The 19914-nt window shown below is 69.2% G+C and carries 19 protein-coding genes and 1 riboswitch; of the genes, 16 read left to right on the top strand and 3 right to left on the bottom strand.

What is annotated here, in order from left to right:
- The first annotated feature begins 234 nt into the window (after positions 1 to 234).
- A riboswitch (glycine riboswitch) is annotated at positions 235 to 325 on the top strand.
- Between the two features lie 139 nt (positions 326 to 464).
- Positions 465 to 1439, top strand: coding sequence for a DMT family transporter (locus tag ACWDTS_RS05520; RefSeq protein WP_450117743.1), 975 nt, complete (start codon positions 465 to 467; stop codon positions 1437 to 1439).
- Positions 1440 to 1495: 56 nt separating this feature from the next.
- Here the strand turns inward: ACWDTS_RS05520 and ACWDTS_RS05515 are convergent, their stop codons facing one another.
- Complete coding sequence (locus tag ACWDTS_RS05515) at positions 1496 to 2749, bottom strand: SPFH domain-containing protein (protein ID WP_450117742.1); 1254 nt, start codon at positions 2747 to 2749, stop codon at positions 1496 to 1498.
- A gap of 2 nt (positions 2750 to 2751) precedes the next feature.
- A complete protein-coding gene (locus tag ACWDTS_RS05510) occupies positions 2752 to 3183 on the bottom strand; it encodes an NfeD family protein (RefSeq protein ID WP_197253293.1) in 432 nt (143 codons plus the stop codon).
- A 226-nt stretch (positions 3184 to 3409) separates the two neighbouring features.
- Between ACWDTS_RS05510 and ACWDTS_RS05505 the strand changes: the two genes are divergently transcribed.
- The 13 genes from ACWDTS_RS05505 to ACWDTS_RS05445 all read left to right on the top strand — a co-directional run bounded on the left by ACWDTS_RS05505 (position 3410) and on the right by ACWDTS_RS05445 (position 16547).
- Positions 3410 to 3775, top strand: coding sequence for an ArsR/SmtB family transcription factor (locus tag ACWDTS_RS05505; protein ID WP_197253294.1), 366 nt, complete (start codon positions 3410 to 3412; stop codon positions 3773 to 3775).
- 450 nt (positions 3776 to 4225) lie between these two features.
- Complete coding sequence (locus ACWDTS_RS05500; RefSeq protein WP_450117741.1) at positions 4226 to 5980, top strand: SulP family inorganic anion transporter; 1755 nt, start codon at positions 4226 to 4228, stop codon at positions 5978 to 5980.
- Positions 5981 to 6321: 341 nt separating this feature from the next.
- Complete coding sequence (locus ACWDTS_RS05495; RefSeq protein ID WP_197253298.1) at positions 6322 to 6954, top strand: TetR/AcrR family transcriptional regulator; 633 nt, start codon at positions 6322 to 6324, stop codon at positions 6952 to 6954.
- A gap of 41 nt (positions 6955 to 6995) precedes the next feature.
- Positions 6996 to 7859 (top strand): oxygenase MpaB family protein, encoded by an 864-nt coding sequence (locus ACWDTS_RS05490; RefSeq protein ID WP_450117740.1) that lies wholly within the window; start codon positions 6996 to 6998, stop codon positions 7857 to 7859.
- Between the two features lie 249 nt (positions 7860 to 8108).
- Positions 8109 to 8843: an MlaE family ABC transporter permease gene (locus tag ACWDTS_RS05485; protein WP_231610964.1), complete on the top strand. Its 735-nt coding sequence runs from the start codon at positions 8109 to 8111 to the stop codon at positions 8841 to 8843.
- Complete coding sequence (locus ACWDTS_RS05480; protein ID WP_450117739.1) at positions 8843 to 9727, top strand: ABC transporter permease; 885 nt, start codon at positions 8843 to 8845, stop codon at positions 9725 to 9727. The genes ACWDTS_RS05485 and ACWDTS_RS05480 overlap by 1 nt, the downstream gene beginning before the upstream one ends.
- Before the next feature lie 8 nt (positions 9728 to 9735).
- Positions 9736 to 10752: an MlaD family protein gene (locus tag ACWDTS_RS05475; RefSeq protein ID WP_450117738.1), complete on the top strand. Its 1017-nt coding sequence runs from the start codon at positions 9736 to 9738 to the stop codon at positions 10750 to 10752.
- Entirely contained in the window at positions 10749 to 11786 is a 1038-nt protein-coding gene (locus tag ACWDTS_RS05470; RefSeq protein WP_450111461.1) for an MlaD family protein, read from the top strand. Before ACWDTS_RS05475 ends, ACWDTS_RS05470 begins: the two co-directional genes overlap by 4 nt.
- Positions 11786 to 12802 carry an MlaD family protein gene (locus ACWDTS_RS05465; RefSeq protein WP_450117737.1) on the top strand — a complete coding sequence of 339 codons (1017 nt, stop codon included), beginning with the start codon at positions 11786 to 11788 and terminating at the stop codon, positions 12800 to 12802. Before ACWDTS_RS05470 ends, ACWDTS_RS05465 begins: the two co-directional genes overlap by 1 nt.
- A 1-nt stretch (position 12803) precedes the next feature.
- On the top strand, positions 12804 to 13904 hold the full coding sequence (locus tag ACWDTS_RS05460; protein WP_450117736.1) for an MCE family protein: 1101 nt from the start codon (positions 12804 to 12806) through the stop codon (positions 13902 to 13904).
- Positions 13901 to 14929 (top strand): MlaD family protein, encoded by a 1029-nt coding sequence (locus tag ACWDTS_RS05455; protein ID WP_248673934.1) that lies wholly within the window; start codon positions 13901 to 13903, stop codon positions 14927 to 14929. Before ACWDTS_RS05460 ends, ACWDTS_RS05455 begins: the two co-directional genes overlap by 4 nt.
- A complete protein-coding gene (locus tag ACWDTS_RS05450) occupies positions 14926 to 15876 on the top strand; it encodes an MlaD family protein (RefSeq protein WP_450117735.1) in 951 nt (316 codons plus the stop codon). The genes ACWDTS_RS05455 and ACWDTS_RS05450 overlap by 4 nt, the downstream gene beginning before the upstream one ends.
- Entirely contained in the window at positions 15873 to 16547 is a 675-nt protein-coding gene (locus ACWDTS_RS05445) for a hypothetical protein (protein WP_450111456.1), read from the top strand. The genes ACWDTS_RS05450 and ACWDTS_RS05445 overlap by 4 nt, the downstream gene beginning before the upstream one ends.
- An 18-nt stretch (positions 16548 to 16565) precedes the next feature.
- Here ACWDTS_RS05445 and ACWDTS_RS05440 read toward each other — a convergent pair whose 3' ends face one another.
- Positions 16566 to 17387, bottom strand: a complete 822-nt coding sequence (locus tag ACWDTS_RS05440) for a DUF3097 domain-containing protein (RefSeq protein WP_197253330.1) — start codon at positions 17385 to 17387, stop codon at positions 16566 to 16568.
- Positions 17388 to 17487: 100 nt separating this feature from the next.
- Between ACWDTS_RS05440 and ACWDTS_RS05435 the strand changes: the two genes are divergently transcribed.
- Together ACWDTS_RS05435 and ACWDTS_RS05430 are read left to right on the top strand one after the other, a co-directional pair.
- Complete coding sequence (locus ACWDTS_RS05435) at positions 17488 to 18321, top strand: hypothetical protein (protein WP_248673931.1); 834 nt, start codon at positions 17488 to 17490, stop codon at positions 18319 to 18321.
- 168 nt (positions 18322 to 18489) lie between these two features.
- The gene (locus ACWDTS_RS05430; protein ID WP_374068722.1) at positions 18490 to 19911 is read left to right on the top strand and encodes a family 43 glycosylhydrolase; all 1422 of its coding nucleotides are present in this window, start codon (positions 18490 to 18492) and stop codon (positions 19909 to 19911) included.
- Positions 19912 to 19914: the final 3 nt, after the last annotated feature.

Genomic DNA, 19914 nt, shown 5'->3' with positions numbered 1-19914 from the left:
TTGCCGTACGAGAGAAGAGACGATTCGACCGGTGGTCCCGATTCGTCGGAATGCGAAATCACCGATGCGCGCCGGTCGAGAAAAACCGTGTGACCCACACCATAGCAATTATGCCTATATTTGTGAAGGTATCCGACGATCTTTTTCGATATGGCCTGTGACCTGCGAAAACAACCCGACATGCTCACGCACCCGCAGCCATGACATACTTGACGCCACAACTGAACAGCCACCCGAACCGCGGCGGGAGAGTCCCGCACAGCAGCGGGCGCCGAAGGAGCAACCTCCCCGGGAATCTCTCAGGCCCCCAGACCGCCGTGGCGAGGCTCCTCTGGAAAGCAACCCGTCCGGGTTCACCGAAGGTGTAAGCGGATCACGTCCGCGAAAGCTCTCAGGTCAATGACAGAGCGGGGAAACGACATCACCCGCTGGTGCCGCAGTGCACCCTGGCCTGAGGAATACGTGTGACCGTTTCCCTCGGCGCGCCCCCGCGCGCCCAAGTTTCCGGCGCGCCGCCGCGCGCCCAGCTTCCCGCTCCCACTCCCCGATCCGCGCCCTCCCGCGACCGGCGATTCGGCGTCGTCGCCATCGTCCTGTCCGCCACGGCGATGGGCGCGGCCGGTCTGTTCGGACGCATGGCCACGCCCGACGGCGCGGTGCTCGGTGAGGCCCTGACCTTCGGGCGCATGGCGGTGGGCGCGGTGGGCATGCTGGTGCTGCTCGCGTTCACCCGTCGTCTCGGGCAGGTGCGGCGAGTCCGCCTGTCCGCGTCGGTCGTCGCAGGTGGGGTCTTCCTCGGCTTGTCGCTGGCCACCTACCTGTCCGCGACCGTACTGACCGACCTGTCCCGGGCGGTCGTGTTGCACTATCTCGGACCGGTCGTCGCGACCGTCCTCGCCCGCGTGGTGTTGAAGGAATCGATCACGCGCCTCGACGCGTTGTCGCTCGGCGCGGCGTTCGTCGGCATGCTGTTCGCGGCCGGTTTCGTCGGCGGGAATTCCGGCGGTGGCGAGCAGGAGACGCTGGGGACCGTGCTCGGGGTCGCGTCGGGGATCTTCTACGGCGCCGCCCTGCTGTGCTACCGCTACCGGAGCGACATGCCGTCCGACGTCCGGTGCTTCTGGAACTTCGCCTTCGGTGCGGTCGCGACCGCGGCGATGGTCGTGGTGACGCGGCCCGATCTGTCGGGCATGACGGCGAGCAACTGGGCTTGGGCGGCAGGGTTCTTCGTCGTCTGCGGTCTGTTCGCCCTGGGGTTGCTGGTGGTCGCCGGTAAGCACCTGCGTGCCGCCGAGCTCTCGGGTCTGTCCTATCTCGAAGTGGTGGTGGCCCTGACGATCGGCGTGCTCGCGTTCGGCGAGGCCGCGTCCATCCCGGCCGTGTTCGGTTCGGCGCTGATCCTGGTGGCGATGGCGCTGCCGCTGCTCGCCCGGCGATAACCCCTCGTGCGTGGTTTCGGTAGCACCCGCTACCGAAACCGCGCACGAGCGGGGGGTCAGTCCTGGCGGTGCCGCGGTTCCTCCGACGCGGGAGGCGCGAGGTCCGGTGCTGCGGGCGGCACCCAGCCGGTCGAGAACTGCTCCGACGCCGGCAGCGCCCCGGGCGTGCCGAATTCCGTTCCTCCGGCCGGTTCCCCGCTCGTGCGCACCGCCGGCTCGACGGGCTTGCGCGCGACGGCTTCGGCCTCGGCGACCGCCTGCGCGACCTCCGGGTCGCGGGCGGTGGTGAACCAGTCGGCGACCTCGGCGGTGTCGTCCTCCGGCCGGGGCAGTTCCTCCTCGACGGCCGTCGGCTCGAAGCGGAAGACCCCGTCGTCACCGGGCGCGCCGAGGGTCTTCGCGAATCCCTTGAGCGCATCACCGAAGTCACTGGGCACCAGCCACACCTTGTTCGCATCGCCCTGCGCCATCTGCGGCAGCGTCTGCAGGTACTGGTACGCGAGCAGTTCGGGCGTCGGCTTACCGGACTTGATCGCCGCGAACACCTTCTCGATGGCCTTCGCCTGGCCCTGCGATTCGAGATACTTCGCGGCCCGATCGCCCTGGGCCCGCAGGATCCGGGACTGGCGGTCGGCCTCGGCCTCGAGAATCGCGGCCTGCTTGGCGCCCTCGGCCGAGAGGATCCGTGATTGCTTGTCGCCCTCGGCGGTCTTGATCGCGGCTTCGCGGTGACCTTCGGCGGTGAGGATCATCGCGCGCTTCTCGCGATCGGCCTTCATCTGCTTCTCCATCGATTCCTGGATCGACGGCGGCGGATCGATGCTCTTCAGTTCGACGCGGGCGACCCGCAGCCCCCACCGGCCGGTCGCTTCGTCGAGCACGCCCCGCAGCTGGCCGTTGATGGAGTCGCGCGAGGTCAGGGTGTCTTCGAGGGTCATCCCGCCGACGACGTTGCGCAGCGTCGTCACCGTCAGCTGCTCGACCGCGGCGATGTAGTTGCTGATCTCGTAGACCGCTGCCTGCGGGTTGGTGACCTGGAAGTACACGACGGTGTCGATGCTCAGCGTCAGGTTGTCCTGGGTGATCACGGGCTGCGGCGGGAACGAGACGACCCGTTCGCGCAGGTCGACCTTCGCGCGGATCCGGTCGACGAACGGCACCAGGAAGGTGAGCTGTCCCGACGCGGTCCGGTAGTAGCGACCCAGCCGTTCGATCACCGCAGCCTCGGCCTGCGGAATCAGCGCGACCGACTTGACCACGACCAGCACCACGAGTGCCACCAGGACGGCGAGCACGATCAACGCTTCCATCGTCAGACACCCCTCCATACGACGGCCGTCGCGCCGTCGATCTGCATCACCGTCACAGTGGTTCCCGGTTCGTACACCGCGGTTTCGTCGAGCGGGCGCGCCGTCCAGACCTCACCGTCGATCTTCACCCGGCCCGAATGCTCGTCGACCTGCTCGAGAACGAGGGCATGTTTGCCCGGCAGCGCGTCGACACCCGTGGTCAGCGCGGGCGGAGCCGAATAGCGCCGGCGCAGCGCCGGTCGAACCCCGAGCAGCAGCACCAGCGAGGACAGCGCGAACACCACGGCATCGGCCCACACGGGAAAGTCCGTCGCAGCCGAGACGCCCGCGGTCACCAGGGCGGCGCCACCGAGCATGAGCAGCACGAAGTCTCCGGTCAGCGCCTCGGCTGCGGCGAGGGCCACACCCGCGATCAGCCAGATCAATGCCGTCACGTCACCATCGAACCACAAATCGGACACCGGGGCAGACGCCCAGGCAGAGCGGTCCTCGCGGGCACCGTCGGCAGCAACGCCAATTGGCGAATTGCTAAGATTCGCAAATAGCTCTTCCGCATGGCATGATTCCGCCGAGCGTGAGGGTGCACGAATGCGTTCCCACGACGAGGACGAGAACCCCTCGACCGGAAGCCGCCGGCCGACGGAGACCACAGGAGGCGCCATGGCCACGAACGCGCGCCAACCGCTGTACCAGATGAAGGCGGACTTCTTCAAAACACTGGGGCACCCGGCGCGGATCAGGGTGCTCGAACTGCTGAGCGAGCGTGATCACGCCGTCTCGGAGATGCTGCCGGAGGTCGGGATCGAACCGGCGAACCTGTCCCAGCAGCTGTCGATCCTGCGCCGCGCCGGACTGGTGACGGCCAGGCGGGAGGGCCTCTCGGTCTCCTACACGTTGACCTCGCCGCAGGTCGCGGATCTGTTGAAGATCGCCAGGGGGATCCTCACGGGCGTGGTCGCGGGACAGGCCGAGCTGCTCGAGGACCAACCGGAGTCCCCGACACTGGTGGGCAACTCGGCAGGCTGACCGGCCGAGCTTCGGCGCGGCGCAGCCCGCACCCGCTGATTGCGGTTTTTCTAAACTTCATACCTTGCATGATTCCTAAATACACACCTTGCACGAACGGACGATGAGGGTGAGCGACAAGGACCACGACGCGCGCGGATCCACCGGTAGCACGAAACTGCCGCCGCGAAGCCTGACGGCCGCAGCGCCGGGCCCATGACCCAGGCGCGGAACGCATCACGTCGATCTGCCCGCGTTCCGCGCCTTCCCCCGGGCCCCGGCACGGAGGAGAGGGATCGCCTCCTCCCTGCCGGGGCCGCGTCTCCCCCGGCCGGGCCTGTGCCCCTCGACAGGCCCGGCCGGGGGAAACGATCCGCAACACCCGTCCACCACAGTCGACCGAACCGCGCACCACGCATCACCCGGCTTTCCCTCGCCGGAAAGGTTCTCGGCACACTGAGGAAGCTGCACATGTCTGTACTGGGAAGCCCGAACGAGCCCGCGAACACGACCGGCCCCACCGGTAACCGCGTCTCCGGCGTGGTTCGGTCGGTCGCCGCACTCCTGCCCCGATGGAGCGAGTGGAAACCCGCGCTCCGCGCTCCCGGCGCCGATCTGCTCTCCGGCCTGATCGTCGCGCTGGTGGCACTGCCGCTGGCGCTGGGCTTCGGTGTCAGCTCCGGCCTCGGTGCCGCCGCAGGCCTGACCACCGCGGTCATCGCCGGAGCCGTCGCGGCCGTGTTCGGCGGTTCCCGATTCCAGGTGTCGGGCCCCACAGGCGCGATGACGGTGGTCCTGGTGCCGATCGTGGCCCAGTACGGTCCGACGGGTGTGCTCGCGGTCGGGCTGATCGCGGGTGTGGTCCTGGTCGCGCTGGCATTCGCGGGCATCGGCCGAGCCGTCCGCTACATGCCGGCCCCCGTGATCGAAGGGTTCACCGCCGGCATCGCCGTCGTCATCGCTCTCCAGCAGGTCCCGGCCGCCCTGGGCATCTCCGGCGCCGAGGGCGAGAAGGTGTGGCAGTCCGCGTTCGACGCGGTGCACAAGTTCGTCGCGGACCCGTCGATCCTGACACCGTCGATCGCGCTGGTGGTCGCGGTGGCGATTCTCATCGGCGGACGCTTCTTCCCGCGGATTCCGTTCTCCCTCGTCGCGGTCGCCGCCGCGACCGTCGTCGCGCAACTGTTCGGCTGGGACATCGCCCGGATCGGCGCCATTCCGTCCGGGTTCTCCGCACCGACCCTGAGCTTCCTGGACCTGGGGAATCTCACCTCGCTGATCGCACCGGCCCTCGCCGTGGCCGCCTTGGCGGCGCTCGAGTCGCTCCTCTCGGCGACCGCCGCGGATTCGATGGCCGTCGGCACGCGCCACGATCCCGACCGGGAACTGTTCGGGCAGGGCCTGGCGAACATCGCCGCACCGCTGTTCGGCGGTGTCCCGGCGACCGGCGCGATCGCCCGGACCGCGGTCAACGTCCGCTCCGGCGCCCGGACCCGGCTCGCGGCCCTGACCCACGCGCTCATCCTCGCCGCGATCGTGTACCTGGCCGCCGGTCTCGTCGCCGAGATTCCCCTCTCCGCGCTCGCCGGGGTGCTCCTGGCCACCACCGTCCGGATGGTCGAGACCGCCTCCGTCCTCGCCATCGCCCGCGCCGGCCGCGCCGACACCGTGGTGATGATCGCGACGTTCCTCGTCACGGTCGTCTTCGATCTGGTCACCGCGGTCGCCGTCGGCGTCGGATTCGCCGCGCTCCTCGCGCTGCGGGCAGTCGCCAAGTCGGCGCGGATCGAGCAGGTCCCGCTCGAACAGGGCGATCACCTGGCCGAAGAGCACGAACTCCTGCGCGAGCACATCGTCGCCTACCGCATCGAGGGCGCGTTGTTCTTCGCCGCGGCGCACCGATTCCTCCTCGAACTCGCCGAGGTCGCGGACGTGAAGGTGGTGATCCTGCGCATGTCGCGGGTGACCGCCCTCGACGCCACCGGCGCGATCGTCCTCAAGGACGCCATCACCAAACTCGAGCACCGTCACATCACCGTGTTGATCTCCGGTACCAAGCCCGAACACGTACGCCCACTCGAAGCTGTCGGCGTGTTCACCACCAGCGACGGCCAGGAACGACCCGTCTTCGAGACGACCCCGCGCGCGATCGGCTTCGCGCGCATGCTCGTCCTTCCCGACAGCCACTACGCCTCCACCGGCACCGGCACCGGCACCGAGGACTGACCGACGCCGGAGATCCACTCCGGCACCACCACACCGACGCCGCGCCTCGGGGCCCGGTGCAAACCGACGCTGCCCGACCCCTCGTCGGGGTTCTCGCGGCCCCCGGTGTTCGTCCCGGCCGTGACCGGTCCGCGTCGGGAGCGTCCGCATCGCACCGATCGCGCCCTCGACAACCGCTCGGGCCCGCGGCCGCTCCCGTGCGAGTCCCGGGGTCCATCGGGGGCAGTTGTCGAATGAACTCTGTTTCAGGCCCGGCGGCAAGAGGCCTGCACAAACATAAGTTCGGTTAGCTAGAACTTGTTATTTGCACTCGGTGAGATCGGTGATACCGTTCCCGAACTATGGGTATCACCCCGGTCCGCTCGCTCCTGGTCGGAGCACTCGTCGGCCACAGCACCGACCTCGACCCCACCGACGCCGCCATCCTCGCGGCGACCATGCGGTGCCTGGCTCGTCACGGCCTGGAACGGACCACCGTGACCGACGTGGCGGCCGAAGCCGGCGTGGGACGCGCGACGGTGTTCCGCCGCTTCGACACCAAGGAAGAGCTGCTCTCCCGCGCGTTCGCCTGGGAACTCGATCGCCTCGTCACCGAGTTCCACGCCGCGATCGACTCGATCGAGGACCCCCTCGAAAGGTCGGTCGAGTGGCTCGTCGAAGCCGTGCGCACCGTCCGGAACCATCCGGTGGGCCGGCGCTTCGTCGACGACGGCGCTGCACTCCCCCTCATGCACGACCCACAGATCGCCACCATGCTGCTCACCTCCGTCCGCGAGGAGCTCGAATCCACGGCGCGGGAGACCGGCATCGAGTTCGACACCGAGACCGCCGCGGAGATCATCTCCCGCTTCTTCGCGAGCGTCTGGCTGGCTCCCGACCTCGGACCCGCCACGGCGACCGACGACGGAGTACGACGCATCGCCAGGACGATGCTGTCGTTCCTCGTCGTGCCGCCCACACCGCCTGCCGGATGACCCCGTCCCGGCCCCCGCTCACCGAACCCGAGGAGATCGCGATGGAAATCACTCCGGCACAACGTGTTTCGGTGGACATCGAGGAGGACGTTCCCGTCGCCGACCGCACCTTCGTCCGCCTGCTGGCGGATCGGCGGATCTGGCCGCTGTTCCTGTTCCGGGCACTGTCGCTGCAGGGCACGCATCCCACCGTCATGGTTGCGCTCGAACAACATTCGAAGTCGTTCAGCCGGCCGTCGGTGCGCGCGGAGAACACCCTGGCCTACACCTACCGGATCTACTTCGGCGAGAACGTGGCCGAATCCGCGCGTGAACTGCGCGAGATGCACCGGCCCATCACCGGACTCGACTACGAGGGGCGCAAGTACCACGCGTGGAACCGCGACGTGTGGACGTGGGTGCACCTCACCACGATCGAGTCCCTGATCTACGCGATCACGGTCTGCTTCGGTCCGCAACCCGAGGCCGAGGTGGAAGCGTTCTACCGGGAGAGCCGCCGCCTCGGCCTGCTCTTCGGGGTGCGCGAGCAGGACATGCCCACCGATGCCGCGGGTCTGCGCACGTACGTCGAGCAGGGGGTCGTGGAGAAACTCGCCATGTCGCCCGGCACCCGGCGGATGCAGCAACTCGTCGACGAGCAGGACGTGATCGCAACTCTCCAACCGAAACTCGCGGCACTGCCCCGTCCGCTGCCGGCGCTGCTGGAGAAGCTGACGGGCCGGCCGGTCGAGACCCTGATGTTCGGTGCCTTCCCCGAGCACGTCCGGCAGATCTGGGGTGTGCCGTGGAGCCCGGCCCGCGAACGCGAGTTCCGGGCACTGATCGCGATCGTGCGCGCCGCCGGCCGCATACTCCCCGCACGTGTGCGGATGATCCCCGAAGCCCGCGCTGCCCTGGAGGTCTGACACCCGGTTCCACCGTTCATCGAACGCGTCCCCGGATTCGTCCCGGACGCGGTACCGACGCTGCGGTCGTCGACGCGGTCCCGCCGGACCCGCCCGCTGCGCGCTCGGCTCTTCACCACCAGTTTTCTCAGGGGGATCAACGTGACTTCACGAACCGTGGACGACGCCGCGCCGGGGGGCCGGCCGTTCGGCGGGGCCGTCGCCGCACGCGGCGCCGAGGCGACACGCACCTTCGGGCGCACGCTCCGGTTGGCCTTCCGCGCCACCGCATACCTCGTCGTCGACATCGCCACCGGCCGCTTCCCGCTGCGGGAGGCGATCGTTCAGGGCTGGTTCTTCATCTCGGTGTCGGCCGTACCCGCGATCCTGGTCGCCCTGCCGCTCGGTGTGGTCATCGCCGTGCAGGTCGGCAGCATGACCGACAACGTCGGCGCCAACTCGATGGCCGGCGCGGTCGGCGGCATGGGCGTCATGCAGCAGATCGCGCCGCTGGCCGCGGCCCTGCTCATCGGCGGGGCGGGCGGGTCGGCGATCTCCGCGGACCTGGCCTCCCGCACCATCCGGGAGGAGATCGACGCGCTGCGCACCCTGGGTATCGACCCGCAACGCCGGCTGGTCTCCCCCCGCATCCTGGCGATGGTCGTCGTCGCCCCCATGCTGTCCGTGCTGATCATCCTGATGAGCATCCTCGCGAGCTTCGCGGTCGCCTCCCTCGGCCAGGGGGTGGCCCCGGGCTCGTACTGGTTGTCCTTCGGCAGCTTCGCCTCGACCACCGACCTGATCGTGTGTCTGCTCAAGGCCGCGGTCTTCGGTTACGTGGTGGCCGTCATCTCGAGCCAGCGCGGGCTCGAGGCCAAGGGCGGCCCGAAGGGCGTGGCCGACAGCGTCAATGCGGCCGTGGTGCTCAGCATCATCGCCTGCATGGTCGTCAACCTCTTCATCACCCAGGTGGTCCTGATGTTCGTTCCGATGAGGTTCCTCTGATGAGCGCCGCACAGAAGACCCCCGTCGCGACGCCGTCCCCCTATCTGCCCCGCGGCCTGCGGTGGACGCGCCACGCGCGCCGGGCCTGGGACCCGATCGAGTCCCTCGGGCTCTACCTGCACTTCGTCGTCGTCTCGTTCCGCGGGATCGGACACGCCCTGCGCCGCAACCGGCGCCAGACCGTCGCGATCTTCACCGACCTGACCTGGGGTAACGGCCGCGCCGTCATCGTCGGCGGCGGCGTTGCCCCGGTCCTGGCCATCCTCGGCATCGTCGCGGGTGCGATGGTCGGTCTCGTCGGGTTCTCGGCGCTGGACATGCTCGGGATGGGACCGCTGACCGGTGCGATGTCGGCGCTGGCCAACCCGCGCGAACTCGCGCCGCTGATCGCCGCGATCGGTTTCGCCGCGCAGGCCGGGTGCCGGATCACGGCCGAGGTCGGTGCGATGCGGATCTCGGAGGAGATCGACGCGCTCGAGGCCCAGGCCATCGACTCGATTCCGTACGTCGTGTCCACCCGGCTCATCGCCGCGGTCGGTGCCGTCGTCCCGTCCTATCTCATCGCGCTCGCGCTCGGGTTCGCCGCCACCGGCGTGACCGTCACCGTGGTGCAGGGCCAGGGTTCGGGCGCCTACGACCACTACTTCCACATGTTCACCGAGCCGGTCGACCTGATCTACTCGCTGATCAAGGTGGTGGTGTTCGTCCTGGTCGTGACGCTCGTGCACGCCTACCAGGGCTACCACGCGACCGGCGGTCCCGAGGGGGTCGGGATCGCATCCGGGCGGGCCATCCGCGCGAGCCTCGTCCTGATCGTGACCACCGACATGGTGCTCACGCTCGTGATGTGGGGACTCGACGCGACGATCAGTTTCTCGGGGTGAGGGAGTAAGTGAGCACAGCACAGTATTCGGGCTTCGGGCCCGGTCGCCGGGGGTTACGGATCCGCGGGCTCGCGGTCGTCGTCGCGGCCGCGCTCGTCGTCACCGCGGCCTGGTGGGCGACGGAGCCGGATCGGTCCGGTGAGGTCGAATTCGCGGTCACCGCGACGAATCTCGGTGACGGGGTCTCCACCGACACCGCGGTTCGCCTGCGGGGCATGTCGATCGGCACGGTGATCGACGTCGAGCCCCAGGGGCCTCAGAACCAGATCGTCAGGCTCAGCGTGGACGAGAACCACTTGGACGAACTGTCGACGTCGATGCACACCCGGTTCGTCTCGTCGAACATCTTCGGTTCCACCGCACTCGAACTCATCCCGATGCCGGGCGGAGAGCCGATCGAACCGGGCAGCACCCTCGCCCTCGGCGACGTCGGGGACTACACCGTGACCACGGTGCTGCGCGATTCCGGCCGGCTGCTGCTGGATGTGGTGACGCCGCAGCTGTCGGACTCGATCGACAGCGCCGCGGAGCTGACCCAGCAGATGGCGCCGCTGCTCGCCTCGTCGCTGCTGGTGATGCGCAACATCGCCCGCACCCAGAACGAGCCGCTGAGCGAGCTGCTGCCGAAGTTCGCCGACGTCTCCGAGGGCATCGCCGTGTTCACCCCGTCGGCCCTGAACACCCTGTCGGCGATCGCGTCCGTCGAGGAACTCGAGGACGATTTCCGCACCCGGCAGGCGAGCGAGACGATCACCGAGGTCTCGCATCTCGTACTCGCGCTGTCCGGTGAGATCGTCGGCGCCCTGGGCCCGACCTCGGATGCCGTGGACATGCTGCTCGACATCTTGATCCCGATGAACCAGAGCCTGCGCACGGTCTCCCCCGACCAGGTCGCCCGGCTCGTGGACGGCGCCGACGGTGCCCTGCACCAGCAGGGTGACCGGGTGGTCCTGGGGGTGGACGTCCTCGTGGACACCTTCCCGGCCTTCCGGGTTCCGCTCGAGAACACCGGGGGTGTCCGATGAGAACTCCCCGCCAGGCAGCCGTCCGGCTGGCGCTGCTCGCGACCGTCGTCGCCCTGATCATCGTGCTGATCGTGCAGGCGATCGAACGACCCGTCGGCGGCTCGACCGTCGCCTACCAGGCCCAGTTCGGAGATGTCTTCGGTCTCAAGGAGAACGCCGACGTGCGCCTGCGCGGCGTGCAGATCGGCAAGGTCGTCGACATCTCGGTGTCCGACGGCAACCGCGCGATCGTCGACTTCACCGTGCTCGACGAGTACCGGCTGCGCGACTCGGACCGGCTCCTGGTCAAGTTCCAGAACCTGACGGGCCAGCGCTATCTGGAACTCGATCGCAGCGAGGACGGCGGCCAGGAACTCGACCCGGCCGAGCTGGTGGTGAACACCGTTGACTCGTTCGACATCACCACCGTCTTCAACGGCCTCAAACCGCTTCTCCGCGAAGCGGATCCGGCCGTCTACAACCGGCTGGCCACCAATGTGGCCGCGCTGATCGAGGGCAGCGAATCCAGCCCGACCCCGGTCATGCGCGACATCGCCGAACTCGCGAGCTACGCCGAGGACCGCAGCGCTCTGATGAGCACCCTCCTCGACAACTTCACCGCCCTGAACGAGCAACTCGAAGGCCGGTCCGAGAACCTCGAGAACATCCTCGAGGTGTTCCATTCGATCTTCACCCCGCTGGTGACACGCATGACCGAGTTCCTGTCCCTGACCAAGCTCGGTGCCCTCGAGATGTCGGAGGTCGACCGCACCGTGAATCTGCTCGCCCAGCTCGGTCTCGGTGCCTACCCCGGCCACGAGGACTTCCTCGAGCGCAACGACGACTTCATCCTCCGGGTGGACGAGGTGATCCCGGATCCGGAGACGGCCATCAACACCCTGTCGGTGCTGCCCGGGATCTTCGAGGGGATCAACTCCCTCGTCCCGCGCGTCGACGCGGCCCGGCAGTGCAGCAACGGTGCGGTGCAGTTGCCGATCGAGGCCGACGTGCTGCTCGAGGGCCGTCCCCTGACCATCTGCAACGGAGGTGCCTGATGCGCACCCGCACGTTCGGCCGACTCGATTTCGGATCCGAGGACGCCGATCCCCGGACCCAGATGTGGTGGGCGCTGTCGGGCCTGCTCGTCTTCGCGGTGATCGCCGGCGTCGTGTTCGCGCTCTATCTGCGTCCGGTCGGGGCCTCGACCTACCGGCTGGAACTGGTGGAATCCGCGGGACTCGCCGCCGGCGACGACGTGCGCATCGCAGGTGTCCCGGTCGGCTCGGTCACCGGGCTCACCCTGGCCGACGACCACGTCGACGTCGAGTTCACCGTCGACTCCGAGCATTTCCTCGGGGACCAGACCTCGGTGTCGGTGCGGATGCTCACGCCCATCGGCGGTCTGTACCTCGCGGTGCACCCGGCGGGCAGACAGCCGCTGACCGAGCCCATCCCGCAGAATCGCGCGGCCCTGCCGTTCCTGGTGAACGACATGTTCGAGGAGGCCACCGCGGTGGTGGAGGAGCTCGACACCGAAGCGTTGCGCTCGGCCCTGGACAAGACCGCCGCGCTGCTCGGCGAATCCCCGGATGCGGTGCGGATCACGGTCACCGATCTCGAAGCGGTCATGGACGTCATGGCGAACCAGAAGGACCAGATCGAGAGCCTGCTCGAACTGTCCAACGAGTACCTCCGCACCGCCAACGACAACAAGGAACTCGCACTCGAGATCATCCGCGGCTACGCCATCCTCGGGCCGAAGATCGTCGAAGCCCACCAGGACGTGAAGATCTTCGCCGACGGACTCTCCGGGCTCGCCGGGCTGCTGTTCGACTTTCTCAGCGGTCCCTACCAGGAGAAGGTCGAACCGATCATCCCCCACCTCGTGGAGGCCGGCGAACGCAGCGCGGAACTGCAGACGTCCGTGGAGTCCATGACGAACTCCCTGCGGGAGACGCTCACAGGACTCGCGGCCATCGCCGGTCCGGAGGGCCAGGCTCTTGTCGACCAGAGCGGACTGACGGTCCAGCGACCCGATGTCTGTCTCCCGATGCCGGGAACACGGTGCTGACATGCGAACACCGACTTCGACTTCACGACGACTCGTTCCCGCGGTGACGGTGGTGGCGCTGGCCGTGGGCGGCGCGACCGCCTTCGCCGCGACCTCCCGGGACGACGACGCGATCTGCGCGTACTTCGAGGACTCCTACGGTCTGTATCCCGGTTCTCCCGTCACCATCCGGGGGATCTCCGTCGGGACCGTGGACCGGATCGAACCCGACGGTGCGCGCGTGCGCGTCGACATGTCCGTCGGCGACCGGGAGTTGCCGGCCGAGACGGGCGCGGTCATCACCAATGCGTCGATCCTCACCGATCGTCGCGTCGAGCTCGTCGACGCCGATCCCCGCCCCGGCCCGGCCCTCACCTCGGAGATGTGCATCGACACCGCCCGCACCCGCACCCCGGTCAGCGTGTCGGAGGCGCTCGGATCGTTCTCGGAGCTCGTCCGGCAGATGACCGAGCGTGGCCCCGACGGAACGGCGCCGCTCGAATCGGCCCTGAAGGACGCCGGACGCGAGTTCGAGGGTCTCGGCCCGACGCTGAACCGCGAACTGCGCGACCTCGCGGAACTGCTGTCGTCGCCGGACAACTTCATGGACCAGCTCGGGCAGATCCTCGACAACTCCGCCGAGATGACCACCTTTCTCACGGGTGACTGGGAGAACGTCAAGTCCACCATCCAGACGTTCGCTCCCGGTCTGGCCGGCATCGAGCAGATGCTCGTCGTGGCGAAGATCCTCGTCGAGAAGCTGTCCCTGGCCGTCGGCCCGCTCGACCGGCTGTTCAACGAGCACTTCCCCTACCTGATGAACGCCTTGAACTCCACGCTGCCCACCCTGACGATGCTGCGGACCGGGGCCGAGAACTCGAGCGAACTGCTCGCGACGATCCCCGGCACCGTGACGATGCTCGCGACGATGGTGCAGACCCGGCCCGGGTCGGTGTCCGTCGAGCTCGATCCGGCCCGAGCCGAGGTGCCGACCCCCGACGCGACGCTGACCTGCGCGGCCCTCGAGCAGATCGCCCCGGACACCTGCTCGGTGGTGTCCTCCCGCTCGGTGTCGGTGCCGCTGCCGCAGCTGGTCCTGTCGACGATCGGAGCAACCCCGTGACCCGTTCGTTCACCCGCTCGCGCCGGCTGGCAGGCGTGGTCCTCGCCGCCGTGGTGGCGTTGTGCGGCTGCAGCTTCGACCCCAGCGACCACGCCCTGCCCGGCTCCGGGGTGCGCGGACCGACCTACCGGCTGAACCTCGAGTTCGAGTCGCTGCTGAGCCTGCCGGCCGGAGCCGACGTCCGCAGCGAGGGCATCTCCGTGGGCACCCTGCGGGCGATCGACCTCGGGCCGCACAGCGCGGTCGCGCGGATCGACGTGCGCGAGTCGGTGGTCGTGCCGGAGGGAACCCGCGCCGAACTGCGGCAGAACACCGTGCTCGGCGACATCTACATCGCCCTGGTGCCGCCGGTGGACGGGAGCGGCGCTCCGTTGCGGGACGGCGACACCATCCCGCTGAGCGACACGGATCCGGGTCCCCAGATCGAGGACATGCTCGAGCGGATCGCGATGTTCGTCAACGGCGGCAGCCTCACCCGGCTGCAGGATTCGATCGCGCGCCTGAACGAGGTGCTGCCCGAGGACCCCGCGGAGACCCGCGAGCTGTCCGCGACGATCTCCACCGATCTGAGCGACGCGGCCGCGAACATCGACCAGATCGATCGCATCGTCGTTGCAACGGACGAGCTGTCCCAGCGTCTCGACGCCGCCCGCGACGAGGTGGGATTCCTGTTCTCCGACACCGCGCGACGCCGACTGGATCGGGTGCCCTACTTCATGGAAGCCGTGCTCAACATCGTCATCGACGTCAACACCATGGTCACGGGCCTGGAGTGGCTGATCCCCCGCCTCCCGCACATCAACGACAATCTCGAGCTGCTCACCCCGTTGCTGCGCGAACCGTCGCCGACCGCCGGTGAGCTGCGGGGCAACGCGGCCGAGCTGGTCGAGCTCGTCGACGAGAAGCTGGTCCCCTTCCTGCTCGAACCCGGCATCGACATTCGTCAGGTGACGATCGCCGGCGACGAGGGAGGCCCGGCGGCCGACGGATTGGTTCTCCTGCGCATGATCGGAGCTCTGCCGTGACCCGTATTCCCGCGTGGATGTCCGCGCTCGCCCTGGTCGTGGTGATGATCCTGGGCACCTGGTATCTCGTGGTCGGCGTGCTGCAGATGGATCCGACGCAGCGCCGCCTGCACGCCGTGGTGGACATGCGCGACGCGGCGGGTCTGCGCACCGGATCGTCGGTGGTCTACCGCGGGGTGAACATCGGGCGTGTCGACGGTTTGGAGAACCTCGACGGGTTCGTGCGCATGAACCTCTCGTACGAGGCCGAGCACCGCATCCCCGTGGACAGCACGATGCGTGTCGAGAACCTGTCGTCGCTGGGCGAACCGGTGTTCTCGTTCCTCCCGGCGTCGTCCGAGGGCCCCTATCTGGAGGACGGCGCGCACCTGACCGAGGTCGTCGAACTCCCGACCTCGGTGCCCGATCTCCTCGCGACGACCTCGGAACTGCTCGAGCAGACCGATGCGGAGTCGCTGAACGAACTCGTCGCCACGTTCACCGAGTCGGTGGAAGGGCTCGAGGAGACGATGCCCGCTGCGGGTCGCGGTGCCGAGCTGCTGCTGTCCACCCTGACGCGGCACGAGGGCTCGCTGGAAACCGTTCTGAGCGACCTGATGTGGATGATGGGCGATGTGGAGTGGGTGCGACCGGCGATGGTCGCCGCTCCTCCCATGCTGGACCAGTTCGGTGAGACCCTCGGCATCTCGTACGAGTACCTGTTCGAAGGATCCTCGGTGCTCAAGGGCGAGGAGATCCTCGGCTCGTGGCGTCAGCAGGAGATCGAACTCGCCGAGTTCCTGTCGAAGATGGCCCCCGAACTCGGCGCGATCGGGGTCGCGCTGCGGCCCGTCACCCAGGCCACCGGTTCCGTGGTGGGACGGATGGATCTCGGTACCCTGCTCGAACAGGCCATCGCGACCATGCCGGGCGACAGTGTCCGGTTCACCGTGAGCGTGCCCCGATGAAGAAGGAAGACAGCGTCATGTCGAACACCGGCCCGACCTCGAACACCGATGTCACCGAACAGGATCCGGCCGCGGCCGCGCCGACCGCGACCGGGACCGGGACCGGGGGGCGCGGCCCGTGGTGGTCGTCGATCCGCACCGTCGCGATCGTCGCGGTGCTCGCGCTCGTCGCCGCGGTGACCTTCGGGGTGCTGTGGGCGACCGACGACTCGTCCGAGCAACTGCAGGCCCTGCAGAGCCGGCTGGACACCGAGGCCGAGGCCGAGGCCGTCGCCTCGGAATATGCGCTGAACGTCTCGGAGGTCGACTTCCGTGATCTCGACGCCTGGCGGGACGCGCTCACCGACGGTGTCAGCGAGCAACTCGTGCCGAAACTCGAGGGGGCCGTCGACGTCGTCGCGCCGTGGCTGACCCAGATGGAGTACACCTCGACCGCACGTCTGCTGGCCGCCGAGGTGGCGAGCAACGACGGCGACACCTTCGTCGTGCAGGTGTTCGTCGACATGGTGTCCAAGAGCAAGCAGACCCCGGACGGGGTGGCGGCCACCGCGACCTACCGGGTGACCATGGACCGCGCATCGGACTGGACCATCACCGATGTCGGGGGCGTCGGGGCCGGGCTGCCCGGAACGGGCGAGGCCGAACCCGCACCCGAGACCGGCGGCCGCTGACGGATCGCGTCGGGCGGCTCAGCCCTCCTCGGGTTCGGTCACGAAGTCCACGAGCCGTTCGACGGCACCGATCAGCGGCGCCTCGAGATCCCGGAACGACGACACCGCACCGTAGACCCGGCGCCAGCCGTCCTGCGGGCTGCCCCAGCCCAGTTCCCGGCACACCCCGGTCTTCCAGTCCTGCCCGCGCGGCACCTTCGGCCACGCCGCGATGCTCAAGGTCTTGGGCCGCACCGCTTCCCACACGTCGATGTACGGGTGGCCGGTGACCATGACGTACGGGCCGAGGTTCGCGGTCAGCCGTTCCTCCTTGGACCCGGCGACGAGGTGGTCGGCGAGCACCCCGATCCGCCGGCCGGGTCCCGGTTCGAACTCGGCGAGCCGCTCGGCGAGGTTGTCCAGGCCCTCGAGCTGCTCGACGACCACCCCTTCGACGCGCAGGTCGTGACCCCACACCCGTTCGACGAGCGCGGCGTCGTGAACGCCCTCCACCCAGATGCGGCTGCCGCGCGCGACCCGCGCCTTCAGTCCCTCGACGCGGGTCGACCCGGACGCGGACCGCGCCGGTTTCTGCGCGGCCGGACGGGTTTTCGGCCGCACCAGCGTGACCGGTTTGCCGTCGACGAGGAACGCGGCCGGGCGCATCGCGAACAGTCGGGTGCGACCCTGCCCGTCCTCGAGGCGCACGAAGTCCCCGTCGTAGGTGCGTTCGAAGCCCACGACGGCGCCGCACCAGCCCGAGGCGGCGTCCTCGACGACGAGATCCCTCTCGGCCGCCAGTTCCGGGACCGTCGGCTTGCGGGTGCGGGCGTGGCCGGCGTAGATGTCGCCGCCGTACATGTCGCGTGGGCTCACGCCCGACGACGTTAGGACACGGCGTGGTGCCGTTGCGGCTGCCACGCCGGGATGCCGGTGTGACGTGCCGCCGTATGCTGTGCCGGTGAGTTCCCCGAGCCTGACCCTGACCCTGTGGGCGGGCGTGTGGCTGTCCGGCGACGCCGCGCCCGACGAGGTGATCGATGCCCTCAACACCTGGGCCCCGCTGCACCTGGTGTTCGCGGACGACGACGCGGCCGCATCGGCCGCGGGCCTGCCCGGCTCCGGCGCCGGTGCGGCGACGGGGGCCGCGGCGCTGCTGACGGCGGTGCGTCGCGCCGATCCGGCGGACACCGCCGGCATCCGGCTCGTGCTGCCCGCCCCCGGCGACGTCTCCGGGCTGCCGGCCGGGACCGCGTTCGCGACGGCGGCGCTGGCGGCCGGTGAAGGCGTCCTGGTCGGGGCGCCCGGGGCGCCGGGGATCGGGCTGGTCCCGACCGTGGAGGGTCCGGATGTGCTGCGCTGGACCGTGTTCGCGGTGCCGGCCCTGCCGGATGCGCCCGCCCGTCCCGGTCTCGGCGAGGCCGAGTTCACGATGCGCGAGGCGGTGCGCGATGCTGCGGCGACCCTGACCGGTATCCCGACCGTCGGCACGGACGGTCGCCGATCCGACCCGCGCGCGGAGATCGCCGAGGCGATCGCCCAGCAGGCCCGGCACCGCTATCCCGAATCGCTTCCGGTGCGTGCCGTGCGCATCCTCGACTCCGCCGACCAGGTGTCCGCGATCCTGGACGTCGCGGCGCGCGGCGCCGGACTGCAGGCCGGGTCGATGTCCGCGGCGACGAGCCGCGAGGCGGCGCTGCGGCCGCTGTTGACCACCGTGCGGCAGGCCCGGCTGGGCGCGGTCGCCGCGGCGCTCGAAGCCGGACGTCACAGTCGCCGGACAACCGGCGGCTGACGCCGCCCGTGTGCCTTTGTGGCGGCTGGGACCGCCACAAAGGCACACCGCCGAGGACACGGTTGCGTCACGGTCCCGCGGTCGGCCTTCCGCATCTGCTGTCACACGAGTCACATCCGTATACATTTGTCGCACTTCGGGCGGGTTGGGCCGACATCGAGGAGCGACGTGCAGAACCATCGGATCACCGTGCCGCGGGCGCGTCGTACACCCGTCGCCCGACACCGCTCCGGAGGACGGTGGATCGCGGCGGCGATCCTGGGGTTGCTCGCCGCCCTGATCGCACCCGCCCAGGTGGCGCACGCGAATCCGGTCGTCGAACCGGTGGCCGCGGACCCGTCGGTCCTGCGCGCCCCGGACGGCACGTTCTACCTCTACAGCACGGCCGACGACTGGGGTGACGGCCGCGGGATGCACACGATGGGGATGTTCACCTCCCACGACCTCGTGGACTGGATGTACGTCGGTGACGTGTTCGATCAGCCTCCCGCGTGGCACGATCCCGGCAAGCACCCGTGGGCGCCGAGCATCCACGAATTCGACGGGGTGTACCACCTGTACTACTCGCTGAACGACGTCTCGAATCCGTGCATCGGCCTGGCGACCTCCCCCGACCCGGCGGGACCGTGGACGGATCTGGGCCGGCCGGTGTTCTGCGCCGAGGACGTCGGAATCGAGGGCACGATCGATCCGTTCGTCTGGGACGACGGCACCGGGAAGACGATGCTCGTCGGAAACTTCAAGGGCGTCTACGCGATCCCGCTCTCCCCGGACGGCACCGCGCCGGACGGCACCCCCGTGAAGGTCGCCGACGAACGGTTCGAAGGCCCGTTCGTGGTGCACCGCAACGGTTTCTACTATCTGTTCGTCTCGGCCGGGAACTGTTGCAACGGCGGCAACACCGCCTACCGGGTGATCGCCGGCCGGTCCACCTCCCTGACCGGGCCGTATCTCGACCGCAAGGGCCAGGATCTCGGCGACGGGGGCGGCGCACTGATCCTCGCGGGCAGCGACCGCTGGGCCGGACCCGGCCACAACAGCGTCGTCACCGACGACGCCGGGGACGACTGGATCGTCTACCACGCGAGCCCGCGCCGGGACATCAAGCTGCCCAGCGGCGCTCAGCGACGCGAGGCTCTGATCGACCGGATCGTGTGGGCGGACGACTGGCCCGATATCGGGGACGGATCACCGTCGTCCACCCGCCCGCAGGTCCCGGACATCGACCTTCCGGTGGAGGTGTCGCTGGAGATCGAAGCCGTGCCCGCCCCGACCGGGGAGGCCGAGGCCACGGTGGTTCTCACCGCCGGCGACGAGCCGTTCTCCGGCCGGGTGTGGCTCGGTGTCGGTGCGCCCGAGGGCGGACTCGGCGCGACGGTCGCCGACCCGATCGAGGTGACGCTGCAACCCGGCGAGGTGCGCGAGGAGAAGCTGACGTTCACCCCGCCGGCGTCGTCGACGGGCACCTACGATCTCTACGCCCTTGCCGGCACCGACGCTGCGGACGTCGTCGACTTCGGTGCGGTGCACGGCCTCGACGCACCCCCGCAGCCCCTGGCACCCGTCGCGCAGACCGGCTCCGCATTGTGACCT

This window comes from Rhodococcus sp. NPDC003383, assembly GCF_053589115.1.
This window is presented reverse-complemented; position numbering and strand designations above follow the sequence as displayed.